Consider the following 19,341-nt stretch of genomic DNA (forward strand, 5'->3'; position numbering starts at 1 on the left):
TATGACAAAAAATAAAATAAAAAAATGCTCAGAACGTTAGTAAACATCAATGATCTGAGCTCTAGATATTAAAAAGTGACTGCAAAACTATGGAGACTAATCTAGTCACTCAATTAAATCTATATAACCGGGGTGTTCAGCAGGAGGACTTCTATGTCCTTAAAAATACAAACATGCCGGCGGTATTAACGGAAGTCGCTTTCATCACCGAGAGCAGAGAAGAAAGATTACTTACAAACCGTAATTTTGACAAAAAAGTGGCACTAGGAATTTACAATGGCATAAAACAATATTTTGAACGTTATTAACGTTTTAAGATGACAACTATTTTGAAATATCACTCTTGACAATCCTTGGTTAATTATGTTATGATAATTTGCGATAACAATATGGCCTTTAAGCTGGTTCTGTGAGGCTGGCAAGGGGACGGTAAGGAATATTTACGCCTTCTTGCGCGCTTTCACGGCAAGAAGGCTTTTATTATACCTAACAACAGCAAATACTATCCTTTAAGTTAACCCTGAGAGGTTGGCAAGGATGTTGTCGGTGGTTATGCTTTTAGCATGAGATAAACTCCTTGCGCTTCTTTGGCAAGGAGTTTTATTTTTTTATTCGAAGGGGGAGTGTGTAATGAGTAAAGCTCAAGTATCGTTACGAAAAAAAGATATCCTGGGTCTGGAAACGATGTCTTCGCCGGAAATCAACTTAATTTTGGATACGGCGAAAGAAATGAAAAACATTATTGACAGGGATATCAAGAAAGCGCCAACCCTGCGGGGAAAATCTATTATCAACTTGTTTTTCGAAAACAGTACCCGGACACGTACCTCGTTCGAATTGGCTGGTAAATATCTTGGGGCTGATGTTGTTAATATATCGGCAAGCTCAAGCAGTGTTGCCAAAGGAGAAAGTCTGCGTGACACTCTCCTTACCGTTGAAGCTATGGGTGTAGATATTATTGTTATGCGTCATGAGGCCGAAGGTTCGGCGCAATATGCCGCTAATGTTGTGAAGCCGGTACTGATAAATGCCGGTGATGGTGCACATGAGCATCCGTCGCAGGGATTGCTGGATATGTTTACAATTAAGCAATATAAAAGGAAAATTGATGGCCTTAAAGTAGCTATTGTCGGAGATATTTTGCATAGCCGGGTAGCGCGCTCCAATATCTGGGGATTAATGAAAATGGGGGCCGAAGTGCATGTTGCCGGACCACAGACTTTATTGCCGCGGGATATTGAACAAGTCGGCGTCAAGGTACACAACCGCATTGAAGAGGCTCTTGATCAGGCAGATGTCATTAACGTACTCCGTATTCAGCGCGAGCGGCAGAAAAAAGGCTTGTTTCCGTCCGCCAGGGAATATGCCCGCATATTCGGCGTCAATGCCAAACGGTTAGCCTTGGCCAAACCGGATGCGCTTTTGCTGCATCCGGGCCCGATGAACCGTGGCCTTGAAATTGCGCCGGACATTGCCTACAGTGAGCAATCTGCCATACAAGAACAGGTTAAGAACGGGCTGGCAGTCAGAATGGCGTTGTTATTCTTAGTACTGATGGGAGGTATTCAGATTGAAGCTGCTAATTAAAGGTGGACGGATCATAAATCCGGCAGAGAAAATGGACACTACAGGTGATATTTTAATCGAAAATGGCAAAATTTTTGCTATAGGTCCAAATCTTGCCGCTGAGGAAGCACAAATTATTGATGCGGCAGGTTTGGTTGTTGCTCCCGGTCTTGTTGATATGCATGTTCATTTGCGCGAACCAGGGCTTGAAGCCAAGGAAGATATTGCGTCAGGTACGCGGGCCGCGGCGGCAGGCGGATTTACGACGGTTGCCTGTATGCCGAACACCAAGCCTGCTGTTGATAGCTCGATTTTAGTTTCAGGAATTTTGCAGCGCGGGCAAACAGAAGGGGCTGTCAATGTTAAGGTTATTGGTGCGCTCAGCAAAGGACTGGAAGGAAAAGAACTTGCCGAAATTGGTGATATGATTGAAGCCGGAGCGGTGGCTATTTCCGATGACGGTGGCCATCTGGACAGTACCCGCTTGCTGAAAACCGGATTGGAGTATACTGGCATGTTTGGCCGTCCGGTTATTACTCACTCAGAAGATGAGGAACTCGCCGGGGAAGGTTTTATGCATGAAGGGGCGGTATCGGCGATGCTGGGTGTCAAAGGACGGCCGGCAGTGGCTGAGGATATTGCGGTCGCCAGGGACATTATGCTGGCCGAATACGCGAATGCACCACTCCATATTGCGCATGTCAGCAGCAAGGGAGCGGTTGACCTGATCCGCCAGGCTAAGCAGCGTGGTGTAAAGGTAACGGCGGAAGCAACGCCTCATCATTTGACATTGACGGACGAAGAATTGAGAACTTTTAATACGGCGTTTAAAGTAAATCCGCCATTACGCTCGTCTGACCATATGGAGGCACTGATTGCCGGCTTAAAAGACGGAACAATTGATGCGATTGCAACCGACCATGCTCCCCATGCGTTCGAAGAAAAAGACGTAGAATTTCGTTATGCGCCAAGTGGGTTTGCCGGTCTGGAAACAGCGCTTGGTGTTGTTCTGACAGGTCTTTATCATAGCGGCAAACTCTCATTGATGGAAGTTATTGAAAAGATGTCCTATGCACCCGCCAAAATTCTGGGATTAGCAAGCGGGGGTTTACAGATCGGTGCCCCAGCGGATATCACAATTATTGATACTGAATATAAATGGACTGTTGACTGCATAAAATTTTATACTCGTGGCAAACATTCTCCATTCGAAGGCAGGAATTTAAGGGGTAAATCGCTAATTACTATAGTGAATGGCAGTATAATTATGCAAAATGGCGAGGTGCTTAAATGATTGGCAAACTGATATTGGAAGACGGCAGCGTTTTCCAAGGGATGCTTGCTTCCGGTACTAAAGCAGTTGGGGAAGTAGTATTCAACACCGGGATGACCGGTTACCAAGAAATATTGACTGATCCGTCCTATTGCGGACAAATTGTAACACTGACTTATCCGCTCATCGGTAACTACGGTGTAGCTGAACTTTTTGAACAAGCCCGACAATCCTTCGTACGCGGCTTTGTAATCAGTGAGTTATGCGGTAAACCCAGTAACTGGCAGGCCGAAGACTCTCTGGTTGCCTATCTCCAAGCAAGGAATATTCCGTGTATATATGGTGTTGACACCAGGGCAATTACCAGACGGATACGTTCGCATGGCACAATGAAAGGGATTATCGTACCGGCGACTGCCACCGAAAGCGAGATTACTGAATTGTTGGCCACGCCACCATTTCTTGAGGTAGTTAAAGAGGTGACTACGCCGGAAGTATACCGGATACCGGGTGAAGGTGCACACGTGGCCGTTCTGGATTTTGGCATAAAACGCAATATTTTAAACTCCATGGCGAAGGCCGGCTGCAATATAACCGTGTTCCCGGCCGATACACCGGCAGAAGAAGTGTTAGCCGTCAATCCTGATGGTATCTTTCTATCCAATGGACCCGGCGATCCCAAGGATGCTCCTGTGAACACCGTGCGCCAACTGATTGGACAAAGGCCGATTTTCGGCATTTGTCTGGGCCATCAACTGTTGGCCTTGGCATTAGGCGGCAATACGTACAAACTGAAGTTTGGGCACCGCGGCTCTAACCATCCGGTTAAGGACCTGGCTACAGGCCGCGTCTATATTACTTCGCAAAATCATGGTTATGCAATTGAAGAACAGTCGCTGGCCAAGCTGGACGTTACGGTCACTCACCGGGCCGTTAATGATGGCACGATTGAAGGTTTGCGTCACAATCATCTGCCGGTATTTTCGGTGCAGTATCACCCGGAAGCAGCCCCCGGACCGGATGACAGCACCTATATGTTCGAAGAATTTATGAAATTACTAAGCAAGGCAAGGGGGAACTAACGGTGCCGAAAAAACAACATTTAAAGAAGATTATGGTTATTGGCTCAGGCCCGATAGTTATCGGCCAGGCCGCTGAATTTGACTATGCCGGTACGCAGGCATGCCAGGCCCTGAAAGAAGAAGGTTTTGAGGTTGTGCTGGTAAACAGCAATCCGGCGACGATCATGACGGATACGCATATTGCTGATTGGGTGTATATTGAACCGCTTACGCTGGAGTACCTGGAAGAAATTATCGCCAAAGAGCGTCCGGACGGACTGTTAGCTACCTTAGGCGGTCAGGCAGGTCTTAACCTGGCGGTCAAACTGGCTGAAAGCGGTGTGCTGGAAAAGTATCAGGTAGAACTTTTGGGTACTCAGTTGGAAGCTATTAAAAAAGCCGAAGACAGAGAATTGTTTAAAGCCACTATGGAAGAACTCGGTCAGCCTATCCCGGCCAGTACCATTGTTGAGGATATTGAGAGTGCACTTGCATTTGCCCGCAAAATCGGCTATCCGCTCATTGTGCGTCCCGCGTATACGCTGGGGGGGACGGGCGGCGGCATTGCCCACAATGATGAAGAGCTTGTGGACACCGTTAACCGGGGCCTAAAATACAGCCTGATTGGTCAGGCGCTGATTGAGCGCAGTGTTGCCGGCTGGAAGGAAATCGAATATGAGGTTATCCGCGATGCCGCTGACAATTGTATTACCGTTTGCAACATGGAGAATTTTGATCCTGTCGGTATCCATACCGGTGACAGCATTGTTGTGGCCCCGTCGCAAACCCTGACAGACTACGAATATCAGATGCTGAGAAGCGCATCCTTAAAAATTATCCGTGCCCTGGGGATTGAAGGCGGCTGCAATGTTCAGTATGCCCTTGATCCGAACAGCAATAACTACATTGTTATTGAAGTAAACCCCCGGGTTAGCCGCTCGAGTGCCCTGGCTTCCAAGGCCACCGGCTACCCGATTGCCAAAGTGGCGACCAAGATTGCTATTGGTTATACGTTAGACGAGATTACCAATGCTGTGACTGGCAAAACAAAAGCCTGTTTCGAACCGGCGCTTGATTATGTGGTGGTTAAATTCCCGCGCTGGCCATTTGACAAGTTTAGTTTTGCCGACCGGATTCTGGGGACACAAATGAAAGCTACCGGCGAGGTTATGTCCATTGACCGCAATTTTGAGGGGGCGCTGTTAAAAGCGGTACGTTCACTGGAAATTGGTCTTAATCGCCTGTATATTCCCGAGTTTGCCAAACTAAGTGACGCAGAGATAAAAGAAAAACTTAAACTGGCCAATGATGAACGGGCGTTTGTCATCGCTGAGTCCCTGCGGCGCGGGGTTACCGTTGATGAAATTCATAAAATAACCGCTATTGATAAATTTTTCCTGGATAAGATTGAAAATGTTGTGGCAATGGAGCGGCAAATCAGTAAAGAATTGTCAGTCGATGTGCTGCTTCAAGCCAAAAAGATGGGTTTTGCTGATAAGACCATTGGTGAACTGGCCGGCAAAACGGTGTACCAAATCCGGGAAATGCGTAAACAGGCTAAGCTTGTACCAAGCTACAAAATGGTTGATACTTGCGCCGCCGAATTTGAAGCGGTTACTCCTTACTACTATTCCACCTATGCACAGGAAGATGAAGTGGTTACAACCGATAAGCGCAAAATTATGGTGCTGGGTTCCGGACCGATCCGGATTGGTCAGGGTATTGAATTTGACTATTGTTCAGTACACTCGGTCTGGGCGCTCAGAGAACTGGGCATTGAATCTGTCATTGTCAATAATAATCCGGAGACCGTTTCCACCGACTTTGATACATCCGACCGCCTGTACTTTGAACCGCTTACGCCGGAAGATGTGCTTAATATTATTGATAAGGAAAAACCGGATGGTGTTATAGTCCAGTTTGGCGGCCAGACAGCCATCAATCTGGCCGGGCCGTTGTCACGCGCCGGGGTTAAAGTTTTCGGCACCAGTGTGGACGATATTGACCGGGCCGAGGACCGGGAACGATTTGATGAACTACTGGGTCAACTGGGAATCCCCCGCCCTAAAGGAGAAACCGTTACGGATGCCGCCCAGGCGCCGCAGGCTGCTGCGCGTATTGGCTACCCGGTTGTTGTTCGTCCGTCTTATGTACTTGGCGGTCGGGCTATGGAGATTGTGTACAACGAAGCTGAACTCAAGGACTATATGATACGGGCCGTTAAGGCGTCACCGGAACACCCGGTCCTGGTTGACCGCTATATGCAAGGCACTGAGGTTGAGGTTGATGCTATCGCCGACGGCACCGATTTCCTCATTCCCGGAATCATGGAACATATTGAACGGGCCGGGGTGCATTCCGGCGACAGTATTGCCGTATACCCGCCGCAAACACTTTCCCAGAAGGTCAAGGATACTATCGTTGAATACACCGGACGGTTGGCTAGAGGGCTTAACGTAAAGGGTCTCATTAATATTCAATATGTAATCGTGGATGAAGAGGTTTATGTAATCGAGGTAAACCCCCGCTCCAGCCGGACAATTCCTTTCCTTAGCAAAATTACCAATGTACCGATGGTGGATGTGGCCACCCGCATTGCCATTGGCGATACGTTGAAAGGTATGGGTTATCCCACAGGAATGCTGCCTGCCAAAGAATACATTGCCGTAAAAGTACCGGTATTCTCCTTTGCCAAAATGCAGCAGGTCGATATCTCTCTTGGACCGGAAATGAAATCCACCGGCGAGGTTATGGGGATCGACTACCATTATTCCCGAGCTTTATATAAAGGAATTGTTGCCGCCGGTATGAATGTGCCGAAAACGGGAACTGTACTTGTGACAGTGGCCGATAAGGACAAAGCAGAAGCGGGTGAAATTGCCAAGGAGTTTGCCAATATGGGCTATGAACTCATTGCCACCAGCGGTACGGCAAATTATCTCCGCTCCCTGGGCTTAACTGTTGGCATGGTACCCAAACTTCATGAGCAGCAGCCTCATATTATTGAAATGATTAAAGCTGGTAAGATCAATATGGTTATCAATACTCTGACCAAAGGACGGGATTTTGATAGTGACGGCTTCAAAATCAGAAGAGCTGCTGTCGAACATTCATTACCGTGTCTGACATCCATGGATACGGCGAAAGCTGTTCTTGATGTACTGAGTATCATGAACCAAAGTAAGTTTCTCTATGTGCTGGCATTACAGGATTATGTGAGTGGAGGCGAAACAAGGCATGACTAAAACCTGTGCGGCTGCCCGCGTCATTGAGCATAGTCTTATTGCCGGGGATGTATGGAAAATGGTTGTAGTTGTTCCTGAAATCGCCGCTACTACCCGGCCCGGCCAGTTTGTTCATATTCGACTGACCGATACCCTTGACCCGCTGCTTAGGCGGCCGTTCAGTATTGCTGATTGTAACGCGGCGCAAGGGACGCTTACTCTTATTTACCGTGTTGTGGGCCGTGGAACGGCTCTTATGACAAAATTAAAGCCAGGCGACACGTTAAGTTGTATGGGACCGCTTGGCAATGGTTTTGATTTAGCTGCCCGCCGCCCCCTGTTAGTAGGGGGCGGCATGGGGCTGGCTCCCTTGCTGTTTTTAGCCAGAGCTTTTTGCTCCTGTCCGGCCACAGTTTTAATGGGGGGGCGTAATGACCGGGAACTGTTCTGGCCTGAACTATATGCCGGCGTATGTCAAAACTTCCATATTACATCAGATGACGGCAGCATCGGCCACCGGGGCTTTACGGTAGACTTACTGCCTGAACTGCTCGAACGGGACAAGTTCGATATTGTCTATGCCTGTGGACCTCATGCCATGCTAAAGGGTGTCGCCGCGATTACTGCCGAGTATGACGTCCCTTGCCAGGTATCGCTGGAAGACTATATGGCCTGTGGTGTCGGGGCCTGTCTGTCCTGTACTTGCGCCAGTACCAGCGGCAAACGCCACAAGGTTTGCACTGACGGACCGGTATTCCCGGCCGGGGAGGTAGTATGGTGAATACAACTGAATCAAAACTTACTGTCAATATTGCCGGTATAAAAATGAAAACACCGGTTATGACAGCTTCAGGTACCTTTGGCTTTGGTTTGGAATATAGCGACTTTGTCGACTTAAACCAGATTGGCGCTATTGTCGTCAAGGGAACAACGCTGGCGCCTAAAATCGGCAATAGCGGCCGGCGTATTGCCGAAACACCGGCGGGGATGATGAACTGCATTGGCCTGGAAAACCCGGGAGTTGACGAATTTATTGCCAAAACCATGCCCAAACTAGCTGCCTATCAAGTCCCTGTTATCGTCAATATCTCCGGCAACACAGCGGAAGAATACGGTGAACTGGCAGCCAGACTGGAAGAGACCGGTGTTGCCGGTTTGGAACTTAATATTTCCTGTCCGAACGTAAAACAAGGCGGTATTGCGTTTGGCACCTGTCCGGAAAGTGCCGGTGAAGTGGTACGGCAAGTCAAGAAAAAAACAAGCTTGCCGGTTATTGTTAAATTATCACCCAATGTCACTGATATTGTACTTATGGCCAAAGCGGTGGAAGCTGCCGGTGCAGACGCGATTTCGCTAATTAATACTTTGCTGGGAATGGCAATTGATATAAACACCTGGCGGCCTGTTCTGGGCAATACGGTGGGCGGCTTGTCCGGACCGGCTGTCAAGCCGGTGGCAGTCAGGATGGTATGGCAAGTGGCAAGAGCTGTTAACGTGCCTGTCATTGGTATGGGCGGCATTATGACGGCAGAGGATGCTCTGGAATTTATTTTAGCGGGAGCGAGTACAGTGGCTGTTGGCACCGCTAACTTTGTTAACCCCCGAGTAGCTGTGGAAGTGGCTGAGGGGATTGAAAACTACCTTACCGAACGTGGCCTGCAGCATGTCGGTGAGCTTATCGGCAAGGTGAACTGCGGCTAACGCAGTGGATGGAGGATCGATAAATAATATGGAACAAATACGTGATCGTCTAATTGTAGCGCTTGATTTTGCGACTATGGCAGAAGTCCGGCAGCTTGTGGAGACACTGGGAAACGCCGTAAGCTACTATAAAGTAGGTATGCAGCTTTTTTACGGTGTCGGGATGGAATGCCTGACCTATTTGCGCGAACAAGGCAAAGATGTTTTTCTTGACTTAAAAATGCATGATATCCCCAATACTGTGGCGCAAGGCGCGGCTTCTCTGACCAGGCTGGGGGTGGCTATGATCAACGTCCAGGCATCAGGCGGTCCGGCCATGATGCGGGCGGCGGCTGAAAAGGTGGCAGAGACTGCTGCTGATCTTAAGATTCCCCGTCCTAAGCTTATTGCTGTCACTGTGTTGACAAGCATGAATGAAACGGAATGGGCCTCTTTGCGCTCGGCCAGCAGCATTCCGGAACAAGTTGTGCACCTGGCCAAATTAGCCCAAGAAGCGGGCTTGGATGGCGTCGTAGCCTCGCCGCAGGAAGCTGAGCGTATCCGGGAAGCCTGCGGTCCGGATTTTGCAATTGTAACACCCGGCGTCCGTCCGCAAGGTGCGGCGTTAAATGATCAAAGCCGGGTTGCGACACCGGCGGCGGCGCTGCAGGCGGGAGCCCATTATTTAGTCATCGGCAGACCGATTACGGCGGCAGCAGACCCGCGCATGGCTGCGCTGGCAATTTTAGAGGAGATGAAGAAGGCATAATGAATGAAACAGAAGTTAAGCAACTGTTTATTGAGACAGGAGCAATCTTGGAAGGCCACTTTTTATTAACATCCGGATTGCATAGCCCGCTATATGTGGAAAAATTTCAGGTACTGCAGTACCCTAAACATACGGAAAAACTCTGCGCAGCTATGGCCGAGCGTTTCAAGAACGAGAATATTGAGCTTGTTGTTGGTCCGGTTACCGGCGGGATAATTTTAGCGCATGAAGTGGGAAAACATCTTGGTACGCGTGCAATCTTTACTGAGCGTGAAAATGGGAAAATGGCGCTTAGACGCGGTTTTGTCATTGAAAAAGGGCAGCGTGTCCTTGTTGTGGAAGATATTGTAACGACCGGCGGTTCGGTGAAAGAGGTTATTGATGTTGTGCGTGAGCATGGCGGTATTCCAGTCGCCGTCGGTATGTTGGTCGACCGCAGCGGCGGCAAGGCTGATTTCGGTATTCCCTCCCAGGCGCTACTTCATCTGACAGTCCCTACTTACCAGAATGAAGATTGTCCGCTTTGTAAAGAGGGCATAGCCATAACCAAACGCGGCAGCCGTAAGCTGTAGCTTTTACATAGCGAAGGCGCAAGCTTGCACAATTGCGCAAGTTTTGCGCCATATTATGTTTTTTGTTTATAGGTTGATTTGTTAACCCCAATGATAAATTAATAATGATAAATTAATAATGATAAATTAATTCTGCTGAAACCAACTACATTTAGCTAAAATTGAGGTATTTGCTGAGAGAAAAGTGAATCATATAAAAAATAATGACGTAAGCCTATTGATATTATGTTGAAAGCATGATAATATTATATCTCGTCAAGGTGATACAAAGTTATACGGCCCCGTGGTGTAGCGGTCTAACATGCCGCCCTGTCACGGCGGAGATCGACGGTTCAAATCCGTTCGGGGTCGCCACTCTCGACATTGGATTTTCGACATATGACATTCGACAACGAAAAATCGAATATCCAGGGTCGAAAATCGAATAAGCGGAAGTAGCTCAGTGGTAGAGCATCGCCTTGCCAAGGCGAGGGTCGCGAGTTCGAATCTCGTTTTCCGCTCCATATAGGGGTATAGCTCAATTGGTAGAGTAGTGGTCTCCAAAACCATTGGTTGAGGGTTCAAGTCCTTCTGCCCCTGCCATAAAACGTAGAGAATTCTCATGTTGAGAGGTTTTCTACGTTTTATTTACAGAGTAGCTTATTGGGGGTTGCATATGCCTGCCAAGACCTGTGATGAATACGAATAATTATCACGGTTAAGAAAAAAGCGACCCCCAAGCCTAAATTCTTAGACCTGGGGGTTATGAGGTACTTATTGAGTTATCCAGCATTATTTTGCGTTTCTAAAGAGAGTTTCTTTTTTTATCATCTTATCGCGTTTTTCCATTTCCTTTACAATCCATGAAAGTAATTTCATAATGTATCCCTCCCAATATTGTTATATGTATAACTATAATTTAATTAATAATGATTGTCAATTAAAAAGATTATTCCATAATATTCGATTTTTCTGGTATAATTTAGTATTCAATATGTTGAAAATAATATGGGAAATTTAGATAATTAGAAAAGATTTGAGAAATTTTAGAACGGTTAGAGCAGCTATGCAAGTGCTTGGAATAAATTCTAGTACTTTCTATCGTTGTGTTGCAGAGTTAGAGAAAAGCTCCATAATCCTATTTCAAAGTATATTTTTAGATTAAACCTCTTTCCACGCCCCAATTTAGGGGCTATTTTTTTAGCTTGTTGATAAATTTTGACATGATAAGGATATTGCTTCTATGTTGCCAAGTTTAAGGAAAAGGAAAAAGATATTTGGAAAAATTTTAAGTTATGGGATAATCTGTCTTTACAGCGAGCGAGTAATCTGTATAATTGTATTAGGAACAGAAACAAATAGTTTTCTTTTCGAGAGTTAATCTATCATACAACTTTTCGAAGGGGGAATGGGTTTACTTCTGTTCTTTATATTTTTGTAATAGGATCCTTATTTTTACCTTTGGACATCACCTTGAGCCTATGGTATAATAATTACAAGACACGAGAAATTGGTATGCTGATTGACCTAAAGGCTTTGGAATTCTGGGGGTTCAATAGTTCGAATCTCATTTTCCGCTCCATACAGGGGTATAGCTCAATTGGTAGAGTAGTGGTCTCCAAAACCATTGGTTGAGGGTTCAAGTCCTTCTGCCCCTGCCATAAAAAAATCACTGAGAATTTATTCTCAGTGATTTTTTATTTAATTCTCGGCTAATTCCATTTTCTTACCTTTTAATACTTCCTCCCGCAGAGTCAACCAAATGGTTCTAAATAGTTCGTTATAGTGCATAGTCGTTCTAATTGAGGCAATGTCGCGGGGGCGGGGAAGGTCAATGTCAATGATTGACTTCACGGTGCCGGGATGGGCGGTCATAATCAGAATGCGATCACTTAGACAGAGGGCTTCGTCAATGCTATGTGTAATGAAGACAGTGGTTTTTTTACTTAATTCCCAGATACGTAGTAATTCTTGTTGTAAAAGAATTCTGTTCTGTTCATCAAGGGCACCGAAAGGCTCATCCATCAGCAGGATTTCGGGATCATTGGCAAACGCCCGGGCAACACTTACCCGCTGCTTCATACCACCGGAAAGCTGGTGAGGGTAGGCTTTGGCAAATTTACTAAGGCCAATCATACGAATGTATTTTTCGGCAATTTGATAGCGTTCTTTTTTTGAAATTCCTCGAAGTTTTAAACCGTAAGCAACATTATCGATCACCGTCATCCAGGGAAAAACAGATTGTTCCTGGAATACTAAAGAATTTACCGGACGTCCGTCTGACGTAATTTGAATATCAACACTGCCGCCTGAGGCCGTATCTAAGCCGGCGAGAATGCGAAGCAGGGTAGTTTTGCCACAACCGCTGGGGCCGACAATAGAAAAAAATTCACCATCACCAATAGAAATATTGATATTAGCTAAAGCGGTAATTTGACCGCGATTGGTAATAAATTTTTTTTCAACATTTTTTAAGACAATGCTGGTGTTGTCATAAGGCATAGCCACACCTCCTTTAGTTAGTTCCTAACTGGCTTGTTTCCAGGGAAGTACCAGACGCTCCAGCCAGTCAAGCACAAGGGCGAAGATATAGCCAAGCACGGATAGGGTAATCAGTGCGGCAAACATTTGCTCAATATCAAACATGTCATAGGCTCGCCAAATCATCCAACCTACGCCAGCTTTGGCAGCCGACATTTCGGCGGCGACAATCAGAATCAATGCCATACCCATACCGAGTTTAAGTCCGGCAAAAATCATGGGCAGGGCACCTGGAAGAGCTACCGTGAGATAGAAGTCTTTACGACTGGCACCAAAATTTTTAGCTACTTCCAAATAAATTTTGTCAATATTTAGCACCCCCGCCATGGTATTGATGACCACAAGATAAAATACGCCAATAGCGATGGTAAATATTTTGGAGGTTTCCCCCAGCCCGAAGATCAGCAGAATGAGTGGCATAATAGCTAATTTGGGAATCGGGTATGTAGCCGCAATCATAGGTTCCACGGCCGAGCGGATAAACGGCGAAAGCCCCATGCTCAGCCCTAGAAGAATCCCTGGAACGGCACCGGCGAGAAAACCCCAGATAACCCGTAAAACGCTTACCCCGGTGTTATAAGCAAGATCGCCGTGAATGAGCAGTGGAAAAAATGATTGTAAGATCAGCCAAGGACTTGAGAGCAGGCGGGTATCAACAATGCCTAAACGGGCAGCGGCTTCCCAAAGTAAGAGCAAAATTACTGGTGAAAGAATAGAAATAACCGTTTTCATAGACATCAACTCCTAGGGCCACAATCGCCTTATTGATATTTTCCTAATGTTTTTATGGCAAAATCGACATATTGGTTATCAACAGTATCTTCCAGGTTTATATCTGACTTCAGCAAATTATTTTCTTTGTACCAGGCTAAATCAGCCTCGATACCTTTTAGCCGTAGATAGCCGTCAGGATTTAAACCGGTGGGAAACATTTTTTCATAAAGGCTTGGTTCCTTAACTACTGAGTATTTACATAATATTTCAATGACTTCAGCTTTGTTTTTATTTTTAAAAAAAGCATCATTGTAGTCGCGCATAGATTTTACGTAAGCCGTCATAAAGCGGTTAGCGACATCTGGCCGGGTAGTCATGCTGGTGCCATAAACCAACAACGCAATTTGGGCGTCGGGATCATATTCTGACGGATCTTTCCAAGGATCGATTATACCTTTTGCCATCCCCTGGGTGACAAAAGGTTCGATAACCATGGCCGCATCGATGCTTTTATTTCCCAGCGAAACAAGCATGTCAGGAAATGCCCGGATAACCTGCATGTCAATATCCTTGGTTGTTAAGCCGCCTTTGGCCAACACCCTGGCCAGACATATTTCATCCAGTGAGGCTGTACCGACAACTGCGATTCTTTTGCCGCGCAAGTCGGCAAAATCTCGGATGCTATCGACAAGGTCTTTTCTTATGACAAGGCGGTAATAGCCTTGTCCGGGTACATTGATTCCTTTATCGGCAACCATTTTAATAGGGATGTCGCGGGACATTGCATTTAACAGCCCGGAGGCTGTTACGGTGGCACCGACGTCTAATTGCCCTGCTGCCAGTTGATTAATCATTTCTTGACCGGAATTAAACTGAATGGGTTCAACCTTAATGCCGACATCCTGGTAATACCCTTTAGCCATACCAATCAAGACTCCGGCATCGGAAATCACTTGTTTCATGCCGACTTTAACGACTGTTTCCTGAGGCAGGGTTGTCAAACCGGGAGCCCAAGCCGGTCCTTTGGATGAAGTGGATTGCGGTGCAGGGGCCTGACCACAGGCAGTAATGAGAAAGGTAACTAGGAGCAGGATTGCCACCAGCCCTCCGAAACGCTTTACCATGATGTTCCCTCCTTGTTATTTTGGGATTTTCTCTTATCGTAGAAGCTACTTCATATTATTCAAAGCTCAATATTTGGTTACTTTGCAGGCAGGTTTTTTTTAGCGGCTCAAGAATATAAATCAAAGAAGATAGCAGAAAGGGTCGTCTTATGGAAAAAGTTATTGAACAAGTAAAACAATGGGAGTTTTTAAAAAAAATTCCGACAGAAATTCATGGGTTTACCTTAATTAATGAGTTTATTACTTGCGGTTCGCAATACCGTATTTTTACGTATAATCATCAACAGGCTAGACGAAGTTTTAACGTGATGTATGATGAGGCAACTAAGGATTTTTTGGTTCGTATAGTGATTGGCCTGACAGAATTTTGTGATATAAGCTTTATTACTCCTGACTTCGCGTTTTTTGAAAAGGTTTTGACAGAGCGAATGGAAAAAACATTGCGGCAATTAGCATATTTTGATCCTGCTTCTTTGTGTGCGCAATTTACCCAGAAAAAGGTGCTTGAATGGCCCTACCGCACAGAGCTGCCAGATAAGGTCGGTGATTTTACACTTTTTGTTAGCCCAGAAAAACCATTTAAAGGTTTGAACGGATCTTATGTTATAATAGATTATAGTGATTTTGCCACAGAAAGTAATCTGACAATAAACTATAATATCTTTCGCGATGAATTTTTTGGCGAAATCCGACTTAGACGGATTCCGATTATGACATCAGATTTTGATTCTAAAACACTAACTGAGCTTGAAACAAAACTAGGCGAACATTTAATTCATACACTGGAAGGTTTGCGGTTAAAACTGAAATCGTAACTGGGCGAATAGTAAGTAGCAACTGGGAGGTATTTTGATGTCAAGAATTTTAATATGTGATGATTCTGCATTTATGCGTATGATGTTAAAAAAAATGATAACGGACCTTGGCCATGAGGTTGTTGCCGAAGCAGGGGATGGCAAACAAGCAGTTCAACTTTATCGGCAGTTTACACCTGACTTGGTCACTATGGATATTACCATGCCGGTAATGGATGGAATTCAGGCAGTTAAACACATTCATGAGGAGGACCCGTTAGCTCGGATTATTATGGTAACGGCCATAGGCCAGCGCAGTATTATTTCCGATGCAATCAAAGCCGGTGCATCCAGTTTTATCGTTAAGCCGTTTGACCCGGAACAGGTTGAGGAAACGATAAATAAAGTTTTAGCGGGATAACCGCAATTTTCCCTTAAGAGGGAAGAGTTAATTTGTGCCGGTGGTGATCTTGCCAATTTCCAAAAAGTTGATTGCCTGTTGAGGTAAAAATACTTGACGCATTCATCAGAGTAAGATATAATAATTTTCGTTGCAAAGTTTCAAAATAAAGGTAATTTTGTGCTATTGACTTTATTTGGGGGCTATTATATACTAAGTAATGCAATTAAATGTGGCCCTGTGGTGTAGCGGTCTAACATGCCGCCCTGTCACGGCGGAGATCGACGGTTCAAATCCGTTCAGGGTCGCCATTTCCTTAGCTCCTGCGGGTGGCTAGAAATGCCCAGATGCAGCGTCCTGTGTTCAATATGTCATACAACGTTCTAGCTTGTCATAGATAGGCCAAACGCATTTTGTACGGGTCGCGACGAGAACCGTAGCGGAGGCGTACACGGGAGTACGTTGAGCAACGGATCGCAGGAGCAACAACGCAGATGGGCGTTTATAGACAGCTGTATATGCCTCGGTAGCTCAGTCGGTAGAGCAGAGGACTGAAAATCCTCGTGTCGACAGTTCGATTCTGTCCTGAGGCACCATTCTCGACCTTGGACGTTTGACATGCGATCTTCGATAGCGAAAATCGAACGTCTAATGTTGAAACTTGAAAGTCGAATATGCGGAAGTAGCTCAGTGGTAGAGCATCGCCTTGCCAAGGCGAGGGTCGCGAGTTCGAATCTCGTTTTCCGCTCCATAGTTGTGGCGGCATAGCCAAGTGGTAAGGCAGAGGTCTGCAAAACCTTTATCCCCCAGTTCAAATCTGGGTGCCGCCTCCACAAAAAATAAAGCCGTTTAACTAATGGTTTTAATTTATATTTATGCCGGGGTGGCGGAACTGGCAGACGCACGGGACTTAAAATCCCGCGGGTAGAAATACCCGTACCGGTTCGATTCCGGTCCTCGGCACCAATTCTACAAAACTATCTACAACATTGCCTGGACTTTGTCCAGGTTTTTCTTTTATCAAGCCCCGATAACTTCACGGACTAGAGATTACCACGACACAAAGGAAAGGATTAGGCCTTTGTTTTTGGCACTGGGAAGATGTCCGAAAATTTACGATTGATAACGTTTTAAACGTTCGAGGGTATGCACTACACATGCCAAATTGCCGGGAAGCAAGTTTATTTGTTGTGTGACGCCAGTAGCTGGTTTATTGAGAAATAATATTAATAAACAAAAAACATATAGACAAAATTATCAGAATAATATATAATAATATTATCAAATGCGAGGATGCATAAATGCAGCTCGCTTATTTTATTTTAAAGGAAGGTGGTTATCATGAAGAACGCTAATAAAATTAACTTTACGATGTCGGATACAGAATTTCAGAAACTGCTTGATGAGCTGCCAAAACTTTTGGAGGAGTTTGAAAAAGAAGTTCAAAGAAAAGATAATTTAGTCATGAATGTCTTTTGGGGGACGTTATAGACAGATATTTAAAATAGCCGCCTAGCTTAGGCGGCTATTGTTGTACTATAGCGTGAACAGAAGATTATATATAATAGTATGTTATTTTTGTTGTCTGGCGCAAACTTCCTCGGCCTCAGTGTGAAAAGAATTTGTGTAAATGTAAAAACCTTTTTTATGTAAGGACGATTTGATAAATAAGACGTGGTGGTGAAAGGAAGACTCCTGTCAATCATACGTGAATTTCTGCAGGAGTTTTACCGTAGTAATGAAGTTAAATTATGATATTTCTGCTGAGCATATCGTACTTGAGAAGGCTAAAAAAATAAAACATATACAAGTCATTAAAATAATCCGGGATGTCGACTTTGTTGTATCAGCGGCAAAACTAAAAACGCATGGTATGATGGTCTATACGGGAGCGGTTAAGAATTTATTTGGTGTGATACCCGGACTTATAAAGGCAGAATATCATTTCAAGATGATACAGGGTATACAGTTGGAGGATATCCGGATGCCGCCATTTAAACTGCCTGCTTCTTTGCATGAAAACTTATTAGCCGGGGTTTTGCCGGCATGCGCAGCAGACGTTTTAGCAAATACCCTGCGGGCGAGGCCGGTATTTAATTATGGCAGATGTATTTCCTGCGGCGATTGTCAGCGCGGTTGCCCTGCCGGCATTATCGATATGAGTTCCGGAAAACCTGTGCCCGCTCTGGATAAGTGTATCAGTTGTTTTTGCTGTCATGAATTATGTCCGGCGAAGGCTATTGATATTAAAAAAAATTGGTTGCACAGGCTGTTATTTGCTGATTGATATGACCAAAATGGGGGGAGAGACGTTTAAAAACAAATTTCCTTTTCTATTATTTTCAAAAGTTATTCAAAAAGTTGTAGTTCATAATACACTCATAGCCTCGAGCTAAATGTAAAGAAAAGGATGATCTGCAATGAGTAAAAAAAGAGCATGGTTAGTAGCAATTAGTGTGGCGACAATGATGACAGCAAACGGCTTAGTGATGGCCGCTACTCCGGATAAACAAGATAATACCAATGGAAATCGGCAGCAGGTTACAGTGACCAGGGGCGAATTCGGACCCCGGGACGGCGTGAAAGGGTTCCATCATATAAATAAGGCCTTACTGGACTTCCTGAAAATAAATGAGCAAACTTTTGCTGATAAAGTAAAGGCAGGCAAGACATTAGTGCAGATTGCTGATGAACAAGGAATATCAGAACAAGCACTAAAAGGCTTTTTGACTGAAGAAATGACAAACCGTATTGATGCCGCGGTGAAAGCAGGTAGGTTGACAGAGGATAAAGCGGCGCAGGCTAAAGCCAATATTGAGAAACGTGTAGATGATATGATTAATGGTAAAGGCTTTATGTATGGTCATGGGCCCATGAGACCGGCTATGTTTGATCACGCCAAACTACTGGATCTACTAAAAATGGAGGATGAAAGTTTCAAGGCTGAAAGGAAAGCCGGCAAGTCATTGCTGACTATTGCTAAAGAGCATAATGTATCTGAACAAGAGCTTGCAAATTTCTTGACGCAACAAATCACTAACCGCATTGATGAGGGTGTAAAGGCCGGACGTATTCAGGAATCACAAGCAGGGCAAATGAAAGCGAATATGGAGAAACATATTAAAACCATGATTAACAGTACTGCACCAATGCCTGGTTATGGGCCGATGGGGCGCGGCTTGTTTAATGACACAAAGCTGCTGGCATTGTTGAAAATGGATAAAGAAAGTTTAAGAACGGAGCTGCAATCAGGCAAATCTCTGGTAACTGTAGCAAAAGAACATGGCGTGTCAGAACAAACTCTTAAGAAACTCGTGATTGATGAGATGAGTCAGCGTATTGATCAAGGAGTAAAAGAAGGAAGGATCTCTGCTGATAAGGCACAGCAAATAAAATCTAATATGGAAAAACACGTTGTAGATATGATTAATGGCGAAGTACCTATCGGGCACAACAATTCTCAACAGTAGATGACCAATTCGTAAATATATTATGTAATAAAAATGAAATTGCAACCGTACTTTTAAGGTACGGTTGTGATTTCAAATGTAATGACCGCTTTAAGTAAGTGGGCCTTGTATAAGAAGGAATGCTGACTAGCTGCCAACAACCAACTGCGTTGGCAGTAATTTCAAGACAGATAA

The 19,341-nt window shown here is 45.1% G+C and carries 17 protein-coding genes and 9 tRNA genes; 23 read left to right on the plus strand and 3 right to left on the minus strand.

Annotation, left to right across the window (positions count from 1 at the left end):
* The first annotated feature begins 89 nt into the window (after positions 1-89).
* From BLR65_RS18810 to BLR65_RS18870, 13 genes are all read left to right on the plus strand, one after another.
* Complete coding sequence (locus tag BLR65_RS18810; protein ID WP_093795723.1) at positions 90-308, plus strand: N-acetylmuramoyl-L-alanine amidase family protein; 219 nt, start codon at positions 90-92, stop codon at positions 306-308.
* Positions 309-630: 322 nt separating this feature from the next.
* Entirely contained in the window at positions 631-1,587 is a 957-nt protein-coding gene (locus BLR65_RS18815; protein ID WP_093795724.1) for an aspartate carbamoyltransferase catalytic subunit, read from the plus strand.
* Positions 1,571-2,860 (plus strand): dihydroorotase, encoded by a 1,290-nt coding sequence (locus tag BLR65_RS18820; protein WP_093795725.1) that lies wholly within the window; start codon positions 1,571-1,573, stop codon positions 2,858-2,860. Before BLR65_RS18815 ends, BLR65_RS18820 begins: the two co-directional genes overlap by 17 nt.
* The gene (carA, locus tag BLR65_RS18825) at positions 2,857-3,921 is read left to right on the plus strand and encodes a glutamine-hydrolyzing carbamoyl-phosphate synthase small subunit (protein WP_093795726.1); all 1,065 of its coding nucleotides are present in this window, start codon (positions 2,857-2,859) and stop codon (positions 3,919-3,921) included. Before BLR65_RS18820 ends, carA begins: the two co-directional genes overlap by 4 nt.
* Before the next feature lie 2 nt (positions 3,922-3,923).
* Positions 3,924-7,145: a carbamoyl-phosphate synthase large subunit gene (carB, locus tag BLR65_RS18830; protein WP_093795727.1), complete on the plus strand. Its 3,222-nt coding sequence runs from the start codon at positions 3,924-3,926 to the stop codon at positions 7,143-7,145.
* Complete coding sequence (locus BLR65_RS18835; protein ID WP_342741400.1) at positions 7,120-7,905, plus strand: dihydroorotate dehydrogenase electron transfer subunit; 786 nt, start codon at positions 7,120-7,122, stop codon at positions 7,903-7,905. Before carB ends, BLR65_RS18835 begins: the two co-directional genes overlap by 26 nt.
* Positions 7,899-8,825 (plus strand): dihydroorotate dehydrogenase, encoded by a 927-nt coding sequence (locus BLR65_RS18840; RefSeq protein WP_093795729.1) that lies wholly within the window; start codon positions 7,899-7,901, stop codon positions 8,823-8,825. The genes BLR65_RS18835 and BLR65_RS18840 overlap by 7 nt, the downstream gene beginning before the upstream one ends.
* Positions 8,826-8,853: 28 nt before the next feature.
* A complete protein-coding gene (gene pyrF, locus BLR65_RS18845; protein WP_093795730.1) occupies positions 8,854-9,573 on the plus strand; it encodes an orotidine-5'-phosphate decarboxylase in 720 nt (239 codons plus the stop codon).
* Positions 9,573-10,145, plus strand: coding sequence for an orotate phosphoribosyltransferase (gene pyrE, locus BLR65_RS18850; protein WP_093795731.1), 573 nt, complete (start codon positions 9,573-9,575; stop codon positions 10,143-10,145). Before pyrF ends, pyrE begins: the two co-directional genes overlap by 1 nt.
* Positions 10,146-10,422: 277 nt before the next feature.
* A tRNA-Asp gene (locus BLR65_RS18855) sits at positions 10,423-10,499 on the plus strand.
* Positions 10,500-10,573: 74 nt separating this feature from the next.
* Positions 10,574-10,648 (plus strand) — tRNA-Gly (locus tag BLR65_RS18860).
* A 3-nt stretch (positions 10,649-10,651) separates the two neighbouring features.
* Positions 10,652-10,727 (plus strand) — tRNA-Trp (locus BLR65_RS18865).
* A 982-nt stretch (positions 10,728-11,709) separates the two neighbouring features.
* Positions 11,710-11,785, plus strand: a tRNA-Trp gene (locus tag BLR65_RS18870).
* Between the two features lie 40 nt (positions 11,786-11,825).
* Here BLR65_RS18870 and BLR65_RS18875 read toward each other — a convergent pair.
* From BLR65_RS18875 to BLR65_RS18885, 3 genes are read right to left on the minus strand one after another with little or no spacing between them, the layout of a single operon-like run.
* Positions 11,826-12,626: an ABC transporter ATP-binding protein gene (locus BLR65_RS18875; RefSeq protein WP_093795732.1), complete on the minus strand. Its 801-nt coding sequence runs from the start codon at positions 12,624-12,626 to the stop codon at positions 11,826-11,828.
* Between the two features lie 24 nt (positions 12,627-12,650).
* Entirely contained in the window at positions 12,651-13,397 is a 747-nt protein-coding gene (locus BLR65_RS18880; protein WP_245692924.1) for an ABC transporter permease, read from the minus strand.
* A 29-nt stretch (positions 13,398-13,426) separates the two neighbouring features.
* Positions 13,427-14,503: an ABC transporter substrate-binding protein gene (locus tag BLR65_RS18885; RefSeq protein WP_093795734.1), complete on the minus strand. Its 1,077-nt coding sequence runs from the start codon at positions 14,501-14,503 to the stop codon at positions 13,427-13,429.
* Between the two features lie 149 nt (positions 14,504-14,652).
* Here BLR65_RS18885 and BLR65_RS18890 point away from each other — a divergent pair, with 149 nt between their 5' ends.
* The 10 genes from BLR65_RS18890 to BLR65_RS18930 all read left to right on the plus strand — a co-directional run bounded on the left by BLR65_RS18890 (position 14,653) and on the right by BLR65_RS18930 (position 19,167).
* A complete protein-coding gene (locus BLR65_RS18890; RefSeq protein WP_093795735.1) occupies positions 14,653-15,318 on the plus strand; it encodes a hypothetical protein in 666 nt (221 codons plus the stop codon).
* A gap of 37 nt (positions 15,319-15,355) precedes the next feature.
* Positions 15,356-15,718, plus strand: coding sequence for a response regulator (locus BLR65_RS18895; RefSeq protein WP_093795736.1), 363 nt, complete (start codon positions 15,356-15,358; stop codon positions 15,716-15,718).
* Positions 15,719-15,931: 213 nt separating this feature from the next.
* Positions 15,932-16,008 (plus strand) — tRNA-Asp (locus tag BLR65_RS18900).
* Positions 16,009-16,217: 209 nt separating this feature from the next.
* Positions 16,218-16,293, plus strand: a tRNA-Phe gene (locus tag BLR65_RS18905).
* Between the two features lie 80 nt (positions 16,294-16,373).
* Positions 16,374-16,448, plus strand: a tRNA-Gly gene (locus tag BLR65_RS18910).
* Positions 16,449-16,455: 7 nt separating this feature from the next.
* Positions 16,456-16,530: transfer RNA gene (locus BLR65_RS18915), tRNA-Cys, on the plus strand.
* Between the two features lie 44 nt (positions 16,531-16,574).
* Positions 16,575-16,663 (plus strand) — tRNA-Leu (locus tag BLR65_RS18920).
* Between the two features lie 375 nt (positions 16,664-17,038).
* A complete protein-coding gene (locus tag BLR65_RS29910) occupies positions 17,039-17,188 on the plus strand; it encodes a hypothetical protein (protein ID WP_169716745.1) in 150 nt (49 codons plus the stop codon).
* 247 nt (positions 17,189-17,435) lie between these two features.
* Positions 17,436-17,984 (plus strand): DUF362 domain-containing protein, encoded by a 549-nt coding sequence (locus BLR65_RS18925; RefSeq protein ID WP_093795737.1) that lies wholly within the window; start codon positions 17,436-17,438, stop codon positions 17,982-17,984.
* Between the two features lie 133 nt (positions 17,985-18,117).
* Entirely contained in the window at positions 18,118-19,167 is a 1,050-nt protein-coding gene (locus tag BLR65_RS18930) for a LysM peptidoglycan-binding domain-containing protein (protein ID WP_093795738.1), read from the plus strand.
* Positions 19,168-19,341: the final 174 nt, after the last annotated feature.

The sequence above is a fragment of the Sporomusa acidovorans genome, from assembly GCF_900101845.1.
Classification (GTDB): domain Bacteria; phylum Bacillota; class Negativicutes; order Sporomusales; family Sporomusaceae; genus Sporomusa; species Sporomusa acidovorans.